We start from the raw sequence: 20515 nt of genomic DNA, 5'->3' as shown, positions 1-20515 counted from the left end.
GCGGATCCGCGCAGCACGGCCAGCACCGGATGCCCGTTGCGCTGGGCATCGGAGAGGCGTTCGAGGAGGACCAGGCCGACACCCTCGCCCCAGCCGGTGCCGTCGGCGGCGTCCGCGAAGGGCTTGCACCGTCCGTCGGGGGCCAGCCCCCGCTGCCGCGAGAACTCCACGAACACGCCCGGAGTGGCCATCACGGTCACCCCGCCCGCCAGCGCCAGGTCACACTCACCGTTGCGCAGCGCCTGCGCGGCCAGATGCAGAGCCACCAACGACGACGAGCAGGCGGTGTCCACCGTCACCGCCGGGCCCTCGAGCCCGAACGTGTAGGCCACCCGCCCCGAAGCCACACTCGCCGCACTCCCATTGCCCAGGAAGCCGTCGTAGCCGCTGGGCAGCCGGTCGAGGAGCCGGGCGACGTACTCGCTGTACATGACGCCCGCGTAGACGCCGGTCCTGGTGCCTCTGAGGGTGTGCGGGTCCAGGCCCGCACGCTCGAAGACTTCCCAGGCGGTCTCCAGGAGCAGCCGCTGCTGCGGATCGGTGGCTGTCGCCTCCCGGGGGCTGATGCCGAAGAAGGCCGCGTCGAACGCCGCCGCGTCGTGCAGGAAGCCGCCCTCGCGCGCGTAACTCCGGCCGCTGGCGTCCGGATCCGGGTCGAAGAGGCCGTCGAGGTCCCAGCCGCGGTTGACCGGGAAGCCCGAGACGGCGTCCGTGCCCTCGGCCACCAGGTTCCACAGGTCCTCGGGCGAGCGCACCCCGCCCGGGTAACGGCAGGCCGTCGAGACGATCGCCACCGGCTCCCGCGCCCCGGTTTCCAGGACGGAGAGCCGCTGCTGCGCTTCGTGCAGTTCGGCAGTGACCCATTTCAGGTACTCGACGAGCTTGTCTTCCTTGGACATCCGCACTCGATCCAGTCGTGGCGAAAGGCGAAGGCATGCTGTCGGTGAGTTTCCGTACGGGCGCTAAAGGGCCCCTAAGAATTGCCGAAGTCACGAAACCGTCAGTCCGTCGAACCGTCCGGTACCGCGTGGAACGACATGTCCGTGTGACCGCTGAAGACCCTCATATGGCGGATGAGACCGCGGCCGTCGATCCGCATCAGCGCGATCAGGGAGATCCTCAGGAGCTTGCCGTCCGGCAGCTGTCCGGGGCGGAGTTCGGCGACGATCGGGACGGCCACGTGTTCGCCGTCCAGGCCGGCGACGGGGGCGCCGGGAGTCTCATGGATGCCGTAGGCGACCAGGCCCGCGAGGTGGGCCCGGTAGGCGGCCCGGTCGGCGAAGGTCTTGTCCCCGACCGGGTCCTCGACGTGCGGCGGGTCGGTGAAGAGGGCAAGGACCCCGTCCACGTCGCCGGCGTTGATCCGTCTGCAGTACTCCAGAGCGACCCGTTTACGTGCGGCCTCGTCCAGCATCGATGCTCCTCCCTGACGGCGCTGCGGGCTCGTCCGGCCCGGGGGGCATGGTCGGCGTCGCCGCCAAAGCGACGCCAAAACGCGGTGGAGCAGCACCTGCGGGTGCTCAGGCGGCGGCGGTTCAGGGTGTGTGCCGCCCGGTCGCGGGCCCGGCCCGGCCCGGCCCGGCCACCAGTGGTGCCGTCGTCGCGTCGAGTTCCGGGGGCCGGGTGCACCGTGACGTACCAGACGGCAGTCACGGATCTCCCGTCCCTCCCGTGTGCCGCAAGCGTGTGCCGCAATCGTGTGCCGGACGGTCCATTCTTCGCACCGCGAGTGGCTCGTCTAGCTCGGACCAAGGCCGTCTTTAGAAGCCGCTCCTAGCTTCCGTTCGTCAGATGTTGGATTCCGCGGCCGTCTCGGGCGCCCGATCGCAGAAAGGGATCGCCGTCGTGAAGCTGTCGGCACTGTGGCAGGACATGCGGATGCTGGGAAACCTGTTCCTGGTCCGCACAACGTCAGACCCCGAGAAGAAGACCGCGCGGCTGTACGAGATGTATCCACCGGACCGGCTCGTGGTCGAGGACACGCACTACTACAACCTCGGCTACTGGAAGGCCGGCTGCACCACCCTGGACGAGGCCGCGGAGACCCTGGCCGACATCGTGGCCGACACGGCCGAGTTCAAGCCCGACGACACGATCCTGGACGTCGGCTTCGGCTACGGCGACCAGGACTTCCACTGGATCGACCAGTACGGGCCCACCAAGATCATCGGCATCAACATCACCCCGATCCACATCCGTGTCGCCAACCAGCGGGCCCGCGAGCGCGGTCTGCTGGACCGGATCGACTTCCGCGAGGGCTCGGCGACCGCGATCCCGCTGCCGGACGACAGCGTGGACAAGGTGGTCGCCCTGGAGTCGGCGTTCCACTTCGACACCCGCGCGGACTTCTTCGCCGAGGCGTTCCGTGTGCTGCGACCCGGGGGTGTGCTGGTCACCGCCGACATCATCCCGATGGCCGGCGGCAAGGCCAAGGCCGACATCCGCTCCCACGCCATCAAGTGGATCCGCATCATGATCGACGACGCCAACTGGTACCCGCGCGAGAAGTACGGCGCCCTCCTGACGTCCGCCGGGTTCGACACGGTCGAGGTCCGGTCGATCAGGGACAACGTCTACGAGCAGTGGCGGCAGTACCACGTGCGCCGGGTGCAGGACCCGGCCTTCCAGCGCCGGTCCAGCAAGCTCTTCTACAAGATGGTGGCCGTCGCCCACCGCGACCAGGACCTGCTCACCGAGGAGCTGAAGTCACTGGACTACGTGGTCGCCTCGGCCCGCAAGCCGTCCCTGTGACCCACTGACGGTCCGTGTCCCGCCCGGGCATCGGCCGCGCCTCGCCCGCGCAGCCCCGCCGGTCCCTCCGCCGCGTGGTTCCCTGCCCCGCAGGAGCCGCGGGCGCCGTTCCCGAAGGCGTTCCATGGCCAGCAACGAGGAAAAGCTCCGCTCGTACCTGAAGGCGGTCACCGCCGATCTGCAACAGACCCGGCAGCGGCTGCAGACGATGGAGCAGCGCGAGCACGAGCCGATCGCGGTGGTCGGGATGGCCTGCCGCTATCCCGGCGGTGCGGTGTCGCCCGACGCGCTGTGGGAGCTGGTGGCGGCGGGACGGGACGCCATCGGTGAGTTTCCCGCCGACCGGGGCTGGGACCTGGAGTCGGTGTTCGACGCCGACCCGGACCGGGCCGGCACCAGCTACGCCCGCCGCGGCGGCTTCCTCTACGACCTGCCGGAGTTCGACGCCGACCTGTTCGGGGTGTCGCCGCGCGAGGCCATGGCGATGGATCCGCAGCAGCGGCTGCTGCTGGAGCTGGCCTGGGAAGCGCTGGAGCGGGCCGAAATCGCCCCGGACCGGCTGCGCGGGTCGGCCACCGGCGTGTTCGCGGGGGCGTCGGCGACGGACTACGGGCCGCGGCTGCACGAGGCGAGCGGAGGCGCCGAGGGCTATGTGCTGACCGGGACGACGCCCAGCGTCGTCTCCGGGCGGATCGCGTACACGCTGGGTCTTGAGGGGCCGGCGCTGACCGTGGACACGGCCTGCTCCTCCTCGCTGGTGGCGGTGCATCTGGCGGCGCGGGCGCTGCGTGCCGGGGAGTGCGCGCTGGCGCTGGCGGGCGGGGCCACGGTGATGTCGACGCCGGGCATGTTCGTGGAATTCTCACGGCAGCGCGGGCTGGCCTCCGACGGGCGCTGCAAGTCGTTCTCCGACGAGGCCGACGGCACCGGCTGGGCCGAGGGCGCGGGCATGCTCGTCCTCGAACGGCTCGGTGACGCCGTGGCCAACGGGCATCCGGTACGCGCCGTGATCCGGGGCAGCGCGGTCAACTCGGACGGCGCCTCCAACGGACTCACCGCGCCCAACGGCCCGTCCCAGCAGCGGGTCATCGCACAGGCCCTGGCCGACGCCCGTCTGACCGCGCGGCAGATCGACGCGGTGGAGGCGCACGGCACGGGCACGTCGCTGGGCGACCCGATCGAGGCGCAGGCCCTGCTCGCCGTGTACGGGCGGGAGCGTGCGGCCGGACAGCCGTTGTGGCTGGGGTCGGTGAAGTCGAACATCGGGCACACCCAGGCCGCGGCGGGCGTGGCGGGAATCATCAAGATGGTGCAGGCCATGCGGCACGGCCGCCTGCCGCGCACGCTGCACGCGGACCGGCCGTCGCGGCACGTCGACTGGGCGTCGGGCGGGGTGGCGCTGCTGGCGGAGGACATCACCTGGCCCGACACGGGCCGACCGCGGCGTGCCGCGGTGTCGGCCTTCGGCATCAGCGGCACCAACGCCCATCTGGTGCTGGAGCAGGCACCTGAGCCCACGGAGACGGAGGCCGGCAGGCCGACGGTGCCGAAGCCCGGGCGACGCGCGGAAGCGGAGCCCGGACGGCCCGCGGAGGTGACATCCGGACGGCCCGCGGAAGGCCAGGCCGGACGGCCCGCGGCAACGCCCCCCGGGCAACCGGCACAGACGGCACGGACGGCACAGACGGCACAGACGGCAGCAGCGCCAAGCCAGAAGGCGGAAGCCGGACTCGTCGCGGAGACGGAACCCGGGCAGACCACCGGCACGGAGACCGGGCGGCCCCCGGAGGTGACATCCGGGCGGCCCGCCGCGGAGCGCGGGCGGACGGCGCTGTGGGTGCTGTCGGCCCGGACGCGGGAGGCGTTGCGGGGGCGGGCCGGTGAGCTGGCCGCTGCCGTTCGGGCCGGGGCGCGGCCCCGGATCGCCGATGCGGGGTGGTCGCTGGCCATGACGCGGGCGGCCTTCGACGACCGGGCCGTGGTACTGGGCGCTGGTGTCGAGGAGCTGCTGGAGGGGCTCGATGCCCTGGCCCTGGACGGCGATTCCGCACGGGTGGTGCGCGGGAGCGCGGTGTCCGGCGCGACGCGTCCGGTGTTCGTCTTCTCCGGTCAGGGCTCGCAGTGGGCCGGCATGTCGGTCGCGCTGTGGGACTCCGAGCCGGTGTTCGCCGAGTGGATGCAGCGCTGCGGCGAGGCGCTCGCCCCGCACACCGGCTGGGAGGTGCGGCGGATGCTGCAGGCTCCGGCGGACGACGCGTGCTGGGTGCGTGACGACGTGGTGCAGCCGCTGCTGTGGGCGGTGATGGTGTCGCTGGCCGAGCTGTGGCGGCACCACGGTGTGGAGCCGGCCGCGGTCGTGGGTCACTCGCAGGGCGAGTTCGCCGCGGCGGTGGTCGCGGGTGCGCTGTCCCTGCAGGACGGTGCGCGGCTGGTGGCCGTGCGCAGCCGGGTGGTGCGCTCGCTGTCCGGGCGCGGCTCGATGGCCTCGGTGGCCCTGCCCGTCGCGGAGGTGGACAAGCACCTCGCGGAGCGGGGCGGCGAGATCGGTGTGGCCGCCGTCAACGGGCCGTCGGCCACGGTGGTCGCGGGCGCCTCCGACGACGTACGGGCGTATCTGGCGTACTGCGCGGAGCAGGGCGTGCGGACCCGGCCGGTGCCCATCGCGTACGCCTCGCACTCCCCGCTGGTCGAGCCGGTGCGCGAGGAGCTGCTGCGCGAGCTGTCCGGGATCACGGCGCGGGCCGGCACGGTGCCGTTCTACTCGACGGTCACCGGTGAGCCGATGCCCACCGGGAGCCTGGACGCCTCCTACTGGTACGGCAATCTGCGTTCTCCCGTGCTGTTCGCGAGGGCTGTGGAGCGGCTGACGGACGCGGGACACACCGTGTTCCTGGAGATGAGCCCGCATCCGGTGCTGGCACCCGCGATCGAGGAGTGCCTCGACGCGGCGGACACGGACGGCCGGGCGCTGGGCACCCTGCGCCGCGGCGAGGGAGGTGAACCCCGGTTCCGGCAGGCGCTGGCCGAGGCGTACACCGCCGGTGTGATGCCCGACTGGTCGGCTGTCTTCCCCGGTGCGCGAAGCGTGCCGCTGCCCACGTATCCGTTCCAGCGGCGCCGCTACTGGCTCGCCGACCGGACCGGGGAGCAGCGGCGGCCGGGCCGTGGGCGCGGGGGCGACGAGGCGTTCTGGCACCTGGTGGAGCGGGCCGACACTGACGCGCTGGGACGGGAGTTGCCGGGGGTCGGCGAGGACGCGCTGCGTGAGGTCGTTCCGGCCCTGCACCGGTGGCGCGCCCGGAGCCGCACCGAGGCCGCGCTCGCCGGTCAGCGCTACGAGGTGGTGTGGCGCCCCGTCACGGAGCGGCCGGCGCCGGGCCCCGCCGGGCACTGGCTGCTGGTGACCGGTGGCTCGTCGTCCGGGGAGCAGGCGGCCGGATGGGCCGAGGGAGCGCGCGGTGCGCTGGAGGCCCGGGGCGCGCGGGTCACTGTCGTGGAGCTGGACGGCCCGGTGCCGGACGATCGCGCGGAGATCGCACGGCGTGTCACGGCGGCTTCGGGGGACGGGCCGGTCGAGGGGGTGCTGTCGCTGCTGGGGCTGGACGAACGGCCGCATCCGAGCCACGGCGCGCTGCCGTCGGGCGTCGCGGGACTGCTCGGCCTCGTGCAGGCACTGGTGGATCTCGGCGTGAGCGTCCCCCTGTGGTCGCTGACCTGCGCCGCGGTGAGCGCGTTCGGCGGGGATCCTCTGCTGCGCCCCGTGCAGGCGCAGATCTGGGGCCTGGGCCGGGTCGTGGCGCTGGAGCAGCCCCGGTTGTGGGGTGGTCTGGTCGATCTGCCGCCGGAGCCGGGGGCCGAGGACTGGCAACGGCTGGGCACGGTCCTGGCGGGTGGGGCCGGTGCCGAGGACCAGCTCGCGATCCGTCCCGGCGGCACCCGGGTGCGGCGTCTGGTGCCCGCCCCGGTTCCCGCCAAAGGCCCGGTGTGGCGGCCGGGCGGCACGGTCGTCGTCACGGGAGGGTCCGGGGCGCTGGCGCCCCACCTGGCGCGCTGGCTCGCCGACGGCGGGGCCGAGCACGTCGTCCTGGCCAGCCGCCGCGGGCCCGGCTCCCCCGCTCATACGGCGCTGGCCGCCGAACTCGCCGACTGCGGCACCCGCGTGACGGCGCTGTCCTGCGACGTCACCGACCGGGACTCGGTGCGGCGGCTGCTGCGCGAGGCCGCCGGCCTGGGCGGGCCGGTCCGCGCGGTGGTGCACGCGGCCACCTCGACCCACCTCGCGCCACTGACCGGCACGAGTGCCGCCGAGATGGCGGACGTGCTGGCCGCGAAGACGCTCGGAGCGGTCCATCTGGCCGGACTGCCGGACAGGGACGGCCCGTTGGAGCTGGTCTTCTTCTCCTCCGTCGCCGCCGTCTGGGGCAGCGGTGACCACGGCGCGTACGCGGCGGCCAACGCGTTCCTCGACGCGTACGCGGAGCAGTTGCGGCAGCAGGGCCGGACGGCGACGGCGGTCGCCTTCGGCGCATGGCGCAGCGACGAGCTGCCCGGGGAACTGGACGAGGCCCAACTGGAGCGGCAGGGACTGCCGTTGCTGGACCCGGGGCTCGCGCTGGCCGGGCTCGGCCGGGAGCTGGCCGCGGGCGGCGGACGGCCGGTGACTCTGGTCGACGTGCGCTGGGAGAGCTTCGCCCCGGTGTTCGCCTCGGCCCGGCCCCGGCCGCTGCTCGACGAGATCCCCGCGGCCCGCGCCGCGCTGCAACGGGCCACGGACCCGGGCGGCGACGGAGCGGGCGCCGACGGCGGGCGGCTGCGGCGGCTCGCCCACCTCTCCGAGGCGGCACGCGGCCGGGAGGTGCTGGACGTGGTGACCGCCGAGGTGTCCGCGGTGCTGGGCCACTCCCCCGCGGACCGGCCCGCGCCGGGCCGGACGTTCAAGGAGCTGGGCTTCGACTCGCTCACCGCGGTGGCACTGCGCAACCGGCTCCGGGCGGCGACCGGCCTGCCGCTGCCCGTGACGCTCGTCTTCGATCACCCCAGCCCCCAGGCCCTGGCCCGGTTCCTGGCGGCCCGTCTGGGCGAGGACGCCGCCGGCCCGCCCGCTTCGGTGCACGAGGAACTGGACCGGCTGACGGCCGCCCTGGAGGCGACGCCGGTCGAGGCCGCAGAACGGACGGCCGTACGGGACCGGTTGCTGGCCCTGGCCGACACGCTCGCCCGGCTGCCCTCGGACAGCGGCCCGACAAGCGCCGACGAGGACCTCGACGGGGTCAGCACCGACGACCTGCTGAAGATCATCGACCACGAGTTCGGAACCGACGGTATCGGCATCGACTGAACCGCGACCGACGCGACGGCACCGGCCGACCCGGAGCCGGAAGCGGCGGACGGAGAGGAGCTGTTCCGGCCATGGCCGAGGAAGACAAGCTGCGCGACTATCTCAAGCGGCTCACGGCCGATCTGCGCCGGACCACCCGCAGGCTCCGAGAGCTGGAGGAGCAGCGGCGGGAGCCGGTCGCGGTCGTCGGCATGGCCTGCCGATACCCCGGCGGCGCGGGGTCCCCGCAGGAGTTGTGGGAGCTGCTGCGGGACGGCCGGGACGTCATCTCGACGATGCCCGCGAACCGCGACTGGCACCTGGACGACCACTTCCACCCCGACCCCGGCCGGCCCCGCACCTCGTACGTGCGGGAGGGCGGGTTCCTGGACGACGTGTCCGGATTCGACGCGGCCTTCTTCGGCATCTCCCCCCGCGAGGCCCTCGCGATGGATCCGCAGCAGCGGCTGCTGCTGGAGATGGCCTGGGAGAGCGTGGAGCGGGCCGGAATCGATCCGGACGCGCTGCGCGGTACCCGTACCGGCGTGTTCGTCGGCAGCAATCCCACCGAGTACGGCGGGCTGCTCGGGGACGCCCCCGCCGGGGTCGGCGGGCATCTGCTCACCGGCACGGTGCTGAGCGTGCTGTCCGGCCGGCTGGCCTACACGCTGGGGCTGGAGGGGCCCGCGGTGAGCGTGGACACGGCCTGTTCCACCTCGCTGACCGCTGTGCATCTGGCGGTGCAGGCGCTGCGCCGCGGGGACTGCACGATGGCGCTGGCCGGCGGGGCGACGGTGTTCTCCACGGTGGGGCCGTTCACCGAGATGAGCCGGCAGGGGGTGCTGGCGTCGGACGGCCGGTGCAAGGCCTTCGGTGCCGGGGCCGACGGGATGGGCATGTCCGAGGGCGCGGGCATGGTGCTCCTGGAGCCGCTGGGCGAGGCCCGCCGCCAGGGGCACCGGGTGCTGGCGGTGATCCGGGGCAGCGCCGTCAACTCCGACGGTTCCTCCAACGGGCTGACGGCGCCCAGCCGGCCCGCCCAGGAGAAGGTGATCCGGGCGGCTCTCGCGGACGCGGGCCTCGCCGCCGCGGACGTGGACGCGGTCGAGGCGCACGGCACCGGGACCGAGCTGGGCGACCCGATCGAGGCACAGGCACTGCTGGCCACCTACGGCCGCGGCCGCGGTGCCTCGGGAACGCCGCTGTGGCTGGGCTCGGTCAAGTCGAACATCGGGCACACCCAGGCGGCCGCGGGTGTGGCCGGGCTGATCAAACTGGTGCTGGCGCTGGGCCACGAGGAGCTGCCCCGCACGCTGCACGCACGGACGCCCAGCCCTCACGTCGACTGGGACCCGCAAGCGCTGGCCCTGCTGAACGAGCCGCTGCCGTGGCCCTCGAACGGCCGCCCGCGACGCGCGGCGGTGTCGGCGTTCGGCATCAGCGGGACCAACGCGCATGTGATCGTGGAACAGGCGCCTGCCGCCAGTGACGGGACCACGTCGGCGGACCGGGCCCCCGAGACCGGCCGGGGGACCGCGCACGCCCCCCTCACCGGCCGCGAGGCCACGCCCGAAGCCCCCCTCACCGGCCGTGAGGCCACGCCCGAAGCCTCCGTCGGCCGCCCGTCCGCGACCGGCCGGGAGCCGCGGCCCGGTGCCGCACCGGATGCCCCGGGTCCGGATCCGGTGCTGCCCTGGCTGGTCTCCGGTGCGACCGCCGACGGGTTGCGCGGGCAGGCCGTCCGGCTGGCCCGTCATCTCCGGGACCGCCCGGAGCCGGGCGTCGACGACGTGGCTCATGCGCTGGCGACGAGCCGGGCCACGCTGGCGCACCGGGCGGTGCTGCTGGGCCGGGACCGGCGGGAGCTGCTGGCACAACTGGACGCCCTCGGCCGCGGCGAGTGGGCGGCCGGGCTGGTCACGGGCGTGCAGCAGACCGGGCGGCTGGCGTTGCTGTACTCGGGGCAGGGCAGCCAGCGTCCCGGCATGGGACGGGAGTTGTACACGGCGTTCCCGGCGTTCGCCGCGGCGCTGGACGAGGTGTGCGCGGCACTGGACGAGCATCTCGACGTACCCCTGCGCGAGGTGCTGTTCGCCGGGGCCGGCACCGAGCAGGCCGCCCTGCTCGACCACACCCTCTACACCCAGCCCGCCCTGTTCGCCTTCCACACCGCGCTGACCCGCCTGCTCCGCACGTGGGGGATCCGGCCCGACCACCTCGCCGGGCATTCGGTGGGCGAACTGTCGGCCGCGCATGTGGCCGGGGTGCTCCCGCTGGAGGTGGCCGCGGACATGGTCGTCACCCGGGCCAGGCTCCTGCACACCCTGCCCGCCGGCACCGGCATGCTGGCCGTGCGGTCGGGTCCGGAGCCGCTGGCCGTGCACCTGGAACGGCATCCGCAGGTGGAGATCGCCGCCCACAACTCCCCCACCGCCACCACCCTCGCGGGCCCGCTCCCGGTCCTCGGCACGCTCGCCGGGGAACTGACGGCCGCCGGCATCCGCACCCGCGCCCTGAAGGTCGCCCACGCCTTCCACCACGCGCACACCGAGCCGGTCCTCGGCGCGTTCACCGACCACCTGCGCGACCTGTTCGCCCGTCACACCCTCGGCACCGCCGAGACACCCGTGATCTCCAACGTCACCGGCACCCCGGCGGGCGACGACCGGCACCATGACCCCGCCTACTGGGCCGAGCACATCCGCCGCCCGGTCCGCTTCCAGCAGGGCGTCGCCCAGCTCTTCGGCCAGGGCGTCACCGCCTTCCTGGATCTGGGGCCGGACAGCACTCTCAGCGCCCTCGCCCAGGCGGTCCTGGACGCCGTCGAGCCGGCGGCGGACGGCCCCGCACCGGTCGTCGTGACCTCGGCCCAGCGCCGCGGCCACCCCGAGGTCCCGGCCCTGCTGGCGGCAGTCGCGCGGCTGCACACGCACGGGACGGACGTGCGGTGGCGTCCGCTGTTCACCGGACGGGCCGGACGCCCGGTGGACCCGGTGGAGCTGCCCACCTACGCGTTCCAGCGGCGGCCCTACTGGCTCGCGCCGGCCAAGCCGGCCGCCGCACTGCCAGGCGTACGGGCCACCCGCCATCCTCTGCTGGGCGCGGTGCTGGAAGTCGCCGGCTCCGCGCGGCCGGGCGCCGTGTTCACGGGCCGGATCAGCTCACGCACCCCGGGCTGGCTGGCCGACCACGTTCTCGGTGACACCGTGGTGCTCCCCGGGACGGGCACGACGGAGATCGCCCTGTGCGTGGCCCGGCACGCGGGCGGCTGCCACGTCGAGGAGCTGACGCTGCGTTCACCGGTGGTGGTGCCGGACGGCGGGGCACTGCAGATCCAGGTGGGCCTCGGCGCCCCGAACACCGACGGCCGCCGCTCGCTGACCCTGCACACCCGCCCCGAACCGGACGCCCACAACGCTCCCGACGCCCCCGACGCCCCCGACGCCCCGGACGCGGCTGACGCGGCTGACGCGGCTGACGCGGCTGACGCGGCTGACGCGGAGTGGACCCTGCACGCCACCGGCACCCTGGCGCACGCCCCGTCCCCCGTGCCGGCGCCCTGGGAAGGCGGCGGCACCTGGCCCCCTCCGGAGGCGACGGCCGTACCTCTGGACGACCTGTACGACAGGCTGCTCGAACGCGGCATGCGATTCGGCCCGGCCTTCCGTTCACTGCGCGCGGTCTGGCGGCACGGTGAGCACCTCTACGCCGACCTGGCCCTGCCCGCGGACCGGCGCACGGACCTGGACGAGTACGGCGTCCATCCCGCCCTGCTGGACGCCGCGTTGCACACGATGGGCCTGCTCGACGTGTCCGGGACGGGGCTGCGGCTGCCGTTCGCCTGGTCCGGCGTACGGCTGCTGGGACCGTCCGGGGCGGCGGAGCTGCGCGCCCGGGTGACGCCGGCCGGCCCGGACACCCTGGCTCTGGACCTGGCCGACACCGCCGGAACTCCGGTGCTCAGGGCGGACGAGGTGACGCTGCGTCCGGTGCCGGCACGGAGCCTGGGCACCGTGTCCGACCCGCTGTACGGGGTGGAGTGGCAGGAGCTCGCCGTGGAGCGGGACGCGGCGGCCCCGGTCACCGTGAGGGAGACGGACCTCGACACGTACACCGGTGTGCTGGAAAGTGTGCCGGAGTCCGGGACCGGAACCGGACCGCACGCGGGCACGGTCGGACCCGACGCCCTGGTGGTGCGCTGCCGCACGGGCACCGGGCACCGGGACGGCTCGGCCGCCGAACGGGCCCGTACGACCGCCGCCCGCGCGCTGGCCGTCCTCCAGGGCTGGCTCTCCGAGTCCCGGTCCACCGACGGCCGGCTCGTGGTGGTCACGCGGGGCGCGGTGGGGGCGGGCCCGGACGAGGACGTCCCGGCGCTGGAGGCGGCCCCGCTGTGGGGCATGCTGCGCTCGGCGCAGTCGGAGCACCCGGACCGGATCGTGCTGATCGACGAGGATCCCGCGGACCGGGCGCCGGGGTCCGTTCCCGTGCCGGAAGCGGTACGTCTGGCTCTGGCCGCCGGCGAACCGCAGCTCGCGATCCGCGGCGACCGCCTCCTCGTGCCCCGGCTCACCCGGATCATCCCCAGCGGACCGCCGCCGGCCCTGGACCCGGACGGAACCGTCCTCGTCACGGGGGCGAGCGGCGCGCTCGGCGGACAGGTCGCCACGCACCTCGTCACCGCGTACGGCGTACGCCGGCTGCTGCTGGTCAGCCGTCGCGGGGACACCGCCGCGTCCGCGCCGGCCCTGCGTGACGCACTCACCGCGCTCGGCGCCGAGGCCACGTTCGCGGCGTGCGACGTCGCCGACCCGGAGGCTCTCGCCGGCACGCTGGCGTCGGTGCCACCGGAGCATCCGCTCACCGCCGTGGTGCACGCGGCGGGCCTGCTGGACGACGCCACCGTCACCGAGCTGCTGCCCGGCCGGCTGGACGCCGTGCTGCGGCCGAAGGCGGACGGGGCCTGGCATCTGCACCGGCTGACGGCGGACCGGCCACCGGCGGCATTCGTGCTGTTCTCGTCGTTCGCGTCGGTGCTCGGCACCCCCGGCCAGGCCAACTACGCCGCGGCGAACAGCTTCCTCGACGCGCTCGCCCAGCACCGCCGCGCTCAAGGACTGCCCGCCGTCAGCCTCGCCTGGGGTCTGTGGGAGCAGGGCGGCATGGGCGAGGGGCTGGACGGGGCGGGACGGGCCCGGATCGCCCGGGCCGGTGTCCACGCGATGTCCGCCGGCCGGGCGCTCGCCCTGCTGGACGCGGCACTGCGCAGCCCGGCGCCGCTGGCCGCGCCGGTCGTCCTGGACCGGCAGGCCCTGCGGACGCAGTCCCGCGCCGGGACCCTGCCCGCCGTGCTCCGGGCCCTGGCACCCGTACCCGCCACCACCGGCGGCACGGCGACCAGTGGTGCGGAGCCCACCGCGGCCGCCTCCGGGCTCGCCGCACTCGGCCGCGGCGAGCAGGACCGAGCACTGCTCGCCCTGGTCCGCCGTACCGCGGCGGTGGTGCTCAATCTCCCCGACGGGGAGTCGGTGAGCCCCGGCCAGTCCTTCCGCGACCTGGGCTTCGACTCGCTGACCGCGGTGGACATGCGCAACCAGCTGAGCGCCGCGGCCGGACGGCGCCTGCCCGCCACGGCGGTCTTCGACCACCCCACACCCCAAGCACTCGCCGGCTGGCTGCGGACCGAACTGTTCGGCGCCCGTGACGACACGGCCGCACCGGCCGCACCGGCCGCCACCGTCCGTGCCACGGACGACGATCCGATCGCGGTGGTCGCCATGGCCTGCCGCTACCCCGGTGGCGTGGACTCGCCGGAGGCCCTGTGGGACCTGCTCAGCCGGGGTGGCGAGGGCATCAGCACGTTCCCCGAGAACCGCGGCTGGCCCGTCGACGCGCTCTTCGATCCGAGCGGGGAACGGCCGGGCACGACGTACACGCGTGCGGGCGCCTTCCTGCACGAGGCGGACCGGTTCGACGCGGAGTTCTTCGGCATCTCGCCGCGCGAGGCCGCCGCCATGGACCCGCAGCAGCGGCTGTTGCTGGAACTGTGCTGGGAGGTCCTGGAGAGCGCGGGCATCCCCGCCGGCCAGGTGCGGGGCTCGGCCACCGGCGTCTTCGCGGGGATCATGTACAGCGACTACGGCGGCCGTCTGCTGCTGCGCACCCCGGCCGAGTACGAGGGGTACGTCGGCAACGGCAGCGCGCCGAGCGTGGCATCCGGGCGGATCGCCTACACCTTCGGATTCGAGGGCCCCGCCCTGACCGTCGACACGGCGTGCTCCTCCTCACTCGTCGCGCTCCACCTGGCGGCGCAGTCCCTGCGCAACGGCGAGTGCACGCTGGCCCTGGCCGGGGGTGCCACCGTGATGGCCACCCCGGCGGTCTTCGTCGAGTTCTCCCGGCAGCGCGGGCTCGCGTCCGACGGCCGCTGCAAGTCCTTCTCGGACGCGGCGGACGGCACGGGCTGGGGCGAGGGCGCGGGCCTGCTGCTGCTGGAACGGCTGTCCGACGCCCGGCGCAACGGACATCCGGTGCTGGCGGTGCTGCGCGGTTCCGCCGTCAACCAGGACGGCGCCTCCAACGGCCTGACCGCGCCCAACGGTCCTTCGCAGCAGCGCGTCATCCGACAGGCCCTGCACAACGCCCGGCTGACGGCGCGGGAGGTGGACGCCGTCGAGGCGCACGGCACGGGCACGACGCTGGGCGACCCGATCGAGGCGCAGGCCCTGCTGGCGACGTACGGGAGCGAGCACACGCCCGAACGGCCGCTGTGGCTGGGGTCGGTGAAGTCCAACCTCGGGCACACGCAGGCCGCGGCCGGGGTCGCGGGCGTGATGAAGATGATCCTGGCCATGCGGCACGGTGTCCTGCCGCGCACGCTGCACGTCGGCCGGCCGTCGCGGCATGTCGACTGGGACACGGGCGCTGTCGCACTGCTCACCGAGGAGCGGGACTGGCCTCGGGCCGGGAGCGAACGGCCCCGGCGGGCGGGCGTGTCGGCGTTCGGAATCAGCGGGACGAACGCGCATGTGATCCTGGAGGAGGCTCCGGGTGCCGGTGCCGGGAGCCAGCCGGCGGGCGGCACGGAGCTCGCGTCCGGGGCAGGGCTCATGTCCGGAACAGGGCTCGCGTCCGGAACAGAGCTCGCGGCCGGGACAGAGCTCGCGGCCGGGACAGAGCTCGCGTCCGGCACGGGATCCGATGGGCCGTCCGCCGCAGGGCAGCCGTCCGGTGCCGTCGTGCCGTGGCTGGTCTCCGGTGCGACCCCGCAGGGCCTGAGTGCTCAGGCTGCGCGGCTGGCCGAGCACCTGCGGGCCCGCCCGGAGCTGGGCACGTACGACGTGGCCTGGTCGCTGGCCGCGCGGCGCACCGCACTGCCGTACCGCGCCACGGTGCTCGGCCGTGACCGTGCCGAACTGCTCGACGGGATGCGGGCGGTGGCCCGGGACCGGCCGGCGCCGGCCGCCCGGGTGATCCGTACAAAGACGGAACCCAAGCCCGGCGCGGTGGTGTTCATGTACTCCGGCCAGGGCAGCCAACGCCCCGGCATGGGACGGGAGTTGTACGGCGTCCTGCCCGTGTTCGCCGAAGCGCTGGACGAGGTGTGCGCGGCGCTGGACGAGCATCTCGACGTGCCGTTGCGCGAGGTGCTGTTCGCCGAGGCGGGCACCGAGCGGGCCGCGCTGCTGGACCAGACCCTGTACACCCAGACCGGCCTGTTCGCCTTCCACACCGCTCTCACCCGGCAGTTCACGGCGTGGGGAGTCCGGCCCGACCATCTGATCGGCCACTCCGTCGGCGAACTCTCCGCCGCCCACATCGCCGGGGTCCTGCCCCTCGCATCCGCCGCCCGCCTCGTCACCACACGCGCCCGGCTGATGCACCGGCTCCCGCATCACACCGGCGGCATGCTGGCCGTCCAGGCCGGCCCGGAGGCCCTCGCCGTCCCTCTGGAACGGCATCCGCAGGCGGAGATCGCCGCGTACAACTCCCCCACGGCGACCGTCGTCGCCGGTCCGGTCCCCGCCCTGTCCGCGCTCTCCGACGAGCTGCGGGCCGCCGGAATCCGCACCCGCGCCCTGAGAGTCAGCCACGCCTTCCACTCGGCGCAGACGGACCCGGTCCTCGACGAGTTCCGTCGCGCCGCCGCACACCTCACCTACCACCCGCCGGTCCTCCCGGTCGTCTCCAACCTCACCGGCACCGAGGCCACGGCGGACCAGCTCACCGATCCCGCCTACTGGTCCGAGCACATCCGCCGCCCGGTCCGCTTCCAGCAGGGCGTCACCCACCTCGTCGGCGAGGGCGCCACCACGTTCCTGGAGATCGGCCCGGATGCCACGCTGACCACGCTCACCCGGGCGATCCTGCCGGCCGGCGACCACTTCGCCGCGGTCGCGGCCCTGCGCCCGGCGCGAACGGCCGCCCCTGACACCGGCGGCGCCCTCGCGGACACGGCAGCGCTGTTGCACACCCTGGCCACCCTTCACGCCCACGGCACCGGTCCGACCTGGACGGACGTCCTGCGCCCCGCCCGGCCCGTCGAGCTGCCCACGTACGCCTTCCAGCACCGGCGCCACTGGATCGACCCGGTGGAGGAACCCCGTACGGCGGACGCGGAGAAGTCCGCACTGCACTACCGGACGACCTGGACCCGGTTGCCACGCGGCGGGACGGCCTTCCCTCAAGGGACCTGGCTGCTGGTCGTCCCGCATGACGGGCGGGCGGGAGAGTGGGCCGAGTTGTGCGCCCGGTCCCTCCGCGACGCCGGGGCGCGGGTCGTCACGTTCGACGTCGACCCGGGCGACGTGGAGCGCGGGGAGCTGGCCGGCCGGATCACCGCGCGGATCGACGACGAGGGCGGCGCGGACGGCGGCGAACGCGTCAGCGGAGTCCTGTCGCTGCTCGCCGTGGGCCCGCGCCCCGCCGCCGCGGCCCACCCGGACGTGCCGGCGGCCCTGACGGCCACGGTGGTCCTCACCCAGGCGCTCGGCGACGCCGGCGTCGACGCTCCGCTGTGGGTGCTCACCCGGCAGGCCGTGTCCGTGGGCGAGGGCGACCCTCTCGATGATCCGGACGCGGCACTGGTGTGGGGATTCGGCCGGGTCGCGGCGCTCGAAGTGCCCACCCGGTGGGGCGGGTTGATCGACCTGCCCGGTGATCCGGGAGACCTCGGCACGCGCGGGCGGGCGGCACTCGCCGACGTACTGGGGGGCGGCATGACGGTCACGGCTGATCCGTCCGGGGCCCCCGGGGTGGCCGAGGACCAGGTCGCGTTGCGTGCCGACGGGCCACGGGCGCGGCGCGTCACGCGTACGGCGCCGAGCGCACCGGCCGGCGTACGGGCATCGGCACCGAGTGCGCAGGCGCCCACGGAATCGTCGGCAGCGGGCGCGCCGCCGCACGTGCGGCCGTCGCCGTCGGCACCGAACGCACCGGCCGGCACGCAGGCGAACGCGCAGTGGCCGCCGCGCGGCACCGTCCTGATCACCGGCGGCACCGGCGGACTCGGCGCCCACGCCGCCCGGTGGCTGGCCGCGAACGGCGCCGAGCATCTGTTGCTGGTGAGCCGACGTGGTCCGGCCGCCCCCGGTGCCGACGCCCTGCGCGCCGAACTCACGGAGGCGGGCACCACCGTGACCATCAGCGCCTGCGACGTCACCGACCGGGCGGCGCTCGCCGCACTGCTGGACGCCGTACCCGACGAGACCCCCCTCACCGCGGTGGTCCACACGGCCGGGGTCAGCGCCGACCGCGCCCTGGACGAACTGGACACCGAGCACCTGGCGGGTGTCCTCGCCCCGAAGACCGTGGCGGCCCGCCATCTGCACGAGCTGACCCAGGAGCCGGACGGCACAAGCCGGCTGAGCGCGTTCGTACTGTTCTCCTCGACCGCCGGCGTGTGGGGCAGCGGGGGACAGAGCGCGTACGCCGCGGGAAACGCCTACCTCGACGCGCTCGCCGAGCACCGCCGTGCGCTCGGCCTGCCGGCCACCGCGGTGGCCTGGGGTGCCTGGAGCGGTGGCGGCATGGCCGACACCGAGGAGAACGCGCGGCGTCTGCGCCGCCGTGGCGTCCGGGGCCTGGCCCCGCACACGGCGGTGGCGGCCCTGGCCGACGCCGTGCGCGGCCGGGACACCCACACCACTGTCGCGGACATCGACTGGGAGACCTTCGTTCTCGCCTTCACCTCACGCCGCCACAGCCCGCTGCTCGCCGAACTCCCGGAAGTACGTGAGGCCATGGCCGCAACGGCCGCACAGGACACCACTGCCGCCCTCCGGGGCGCGGACGCCGACCCCGGCGCCCCACTGCGCGCGCGTCTGACCGGGCTGTCGCCCGGGGAACAGCACCGTGTCCTGCTGGAACTGGTCCGGACACAGGTCGCCGCCGTGCTCGGCCACAGCTCGCCGGACGGCGTGCGCCCCGGGAAACCCTTCAACGAGCTCGGCTTCGACTCGCTCACGGCCGTCGAGCTGCGCAACCGTGTCAACGCGGACACGGGGCTGAGCCTTCCCACGACCGTGGTCTTCGACCATCCGACACCGGACGCGCTCGCCGATTGCCTGCGCGCCGAACTCGACGGCCCCGACGCCACCGCACTGTCCCTGCTCGCCGACCTCGAACGCCTCGACACCGTGTTCGCCGGCAACGCGCTGGAGAACGCGGAGGTGCGGCACCGGGCTGCGGAGCGGCTGCGGGGAATGCTGGAGCGGCTCAACGGCGAAGGGGCCGGTCCCGTCTCCGGGACGGATGACGGCGATCTGGAGTCCGCCTCGGTCGACGACCTCCTCGACATCATCCAGACGGAGTTCGGCAAGTCGTGACCGCCGCCCGCCGCCTTCGCCCCGCCGCCACGACGGACCCCGTGGCTCTCGCACCCGATCCCTCCTCCATGACCGGCCGCACGGCGACAGCCCACCGGCCACCCATGCCCACCCGTGCACCTCTCCGCGCTTCGACAAGGAGCTCGCGCTGATGACGAACGAGCAGAAGCTTCTGGACAACCTCAAGTGGGTGACCGCGGAACTCCGCCAGGCCCGCCGCCGCCTCAGCGAGGTCGAGTCGAAGTCCACGGAACCCATCGCCATCGTCTCGATGGCCTGCCGCTACCCCGGCGGGGTCGGCTCGCCCGAGGATCTGTGGAACCTGGTGGCCGAGGGCCGTGACGGGATCACCGAGTTCCCCGCCGACCGCGGCTGGGCGGAGGACCTGTACGACCCCGACCCGGCCACCGGCGGCAAGAGCTACACGCGCATGGGCGCCTTCCTCGACGGAGCGGACCGGTTCGACCCGGGCCTCTTCGGCATCTCGCCCCGCGAAGCTCTGGCCATGGACCCGCAGCAGCGTCTTCTCCTGGAGACGGCGTGGGAGACGTTCGAACGGGCGGGCCTGGACCCCACGGGCATGAAGGGCACCGCCACGGGCGTCTTCGCGGGCCTCAACTCCCAGGACTACCTGCTGCGTCTCTACCGCGCCACCGACGACCTGGAGGGTTACGCGGCCACCGGCAGCGCGGGCAGCGTCGCCTCGGGCCGGGTGGCGTACTCCTTCGGGCTCGAGGGCCCGGCGGTGACGGTCGACACGGCATGCTCGTCGTCGCTCGTCGCCCTGCATCTGGCGGTCCAGGCGCTGCGCAACGGTGAGTGCGACGCCACGCTCGCCGGCGGCGCCACGGTGATGACCAGCCCGTCCGCCTTCACCGTCTTCTCCCGTCAGCGGGGCCTCGCGGCGGACGGCCGCTGCAAGGCGTTCGCGGAGGCGGCGGACGGCACCGGCTGGGGCGAGGGTGTCGGCCTGCTGCTGCTGGAGCGGCTGTCCGACGCCCAGCGCAACGGTCATCCGGTGCTGGCGGTGCTGCGTGGCTCCGCCGTCAACCAGGACGGCGCGTCCAACGGCCTGACCGCTCCCAACGGGCCGTCGCAACGGCGGGTCATCGAACAGGCGCTGGCGAACGCGCGGCTGGGTGCCGGGCAGGTGGACGTCGTCGAGGCGCACGGCACGGGCACGACGCTGGGCGACCCGATCGAGGCGCATGCGCTGCTGGCGACGTACGGGCGTGAGCACAGTGCTGAGCGGCCGTTGTGGCTGGGGTCCGTGAAGTCCAACATCGGGCACACCCAGGCCGCGGCCGGCGTCGCAGGCGTGATCAAGATGGTGCAGGCCATGCGGCACGGCGTGCTGCCGCCGACCCTGCATGTCGACCGCCCGTCGAGTCACGTCGACTGGAGTTCCGGCTCGGTCTCGCTGTTGTCGGAGGCTCAGCCGTGGCCGGAGACGGGGGAGCTTCGGCGGGCGGCGGTGTCGTCGTTCGGGATGAGCGGGACGAACGCGCATGTGATTTTGGAGGCGGCGCCGGAGCCGGCTCCGGCCGGGGTCGGGGGCGAGGGTGGGGCACGGCGGGCGGAACCGGATCGAACACCAAGCACCCGCTGACCACGGAGGCGG

5 protein-coding genes and 1 pseudogene are annotated in these 20515 nt (G+C 74.4%); 4 read left to right on the top strand and 2 right to left on the bottom strand.

Annotated elements, in window-relative coordinates:
* Both ACWD0J_RS37930 and ACWD0J_RS37925 read right to left on the bottom strand, forming a co-directional pair.
* On the bottom strand, window positions 1-899 hold an 899-nt coding region (locus tag ACWD0J_RS37930), incomplete at its 3' end, for a beta-ketoacyl synthase N-terminal-like domain-containing protein (RefSeq protein ID WP_451500425.1).
* Window positions 900-1000: 101 nt separating this feature from the next.
* Window positions 1001-1414, bottom strand: coding sequence for a nuclear transport factor 2 family protein (locus tag ACWD0J_RS37925; RefSeq protein ID WP_451500424.1), 414 nt, complete (start codon window positions 1412-1414; stop codon window positions 1001-1003).
* A 431-nt stretch (window positions 1415-1845) separates the two neighbouring features.
* Here ACWD0J_RS37925 and ACWD0J_RS37920 point away from each other — a divergent pair, with 431 nt between their 5' ends.
* From ACWD0J_RS37920 to ACWD0J_RS37905, 4 genes and pseudogenes are all read left to right on the top strand, one after another.
* The gene (locus ACWD0J_RS37920; RefSeq protein WP_451500423.1) at window positions 1846-2751 is read left to right on the top strand and encodes an SAM-dependent methyltransferase; all 906 of its coding nucleotides are present in this window, start codon (window positions 1846-1848) and stop codon (window positions 2749-2751) included.
* Between the two features lie 124 nt (window positions 2752-2875).
* Window positions 2876-8089 (top strand): SDR family NAD(P)-dependent oxidoreductase, encoded by a 5214-nt coding sequence (locus ACWD0J_RS37915; protein ID WP_451500422.1) that lies wholly within the window; start codon window positions 2876-2878, stop codon window positions 8087-8089.
* Window positions 8090-8160: 71 nt separating this feature from the next.
* Window positions 8161-18894 (top strand): SDR family NAD(P)-dependent oxidoreductase, encoded by a 10734-nt coding sequence (locus ACWD0J_RS37910; protein WP_451500421.1) that lies wholly within the window; start codon window positions 8161-8163, stop codon window positions 18892-18894.
* A gap of 148 nt (window positions 18895-19042) precedes the next feature.
* Window positions 19043-20455 (top strand): annotated as a pseudogene (locus ACWD0J_RS37905) (type I polyketide synthase); the annotation flags it as partial.
* Window positions 20456-20515: the final 60 nt, after the last annotated feature.

The sequence above is a fragment of the Streptomyces sp. NPDC003011 genome, from assembly GCF_053591515.1.
The sequence above is the reverse complement of the archived record's forward strand: the minus strand, read 5'-3'. Positions and strand labels throughout refer to the sequence as shown.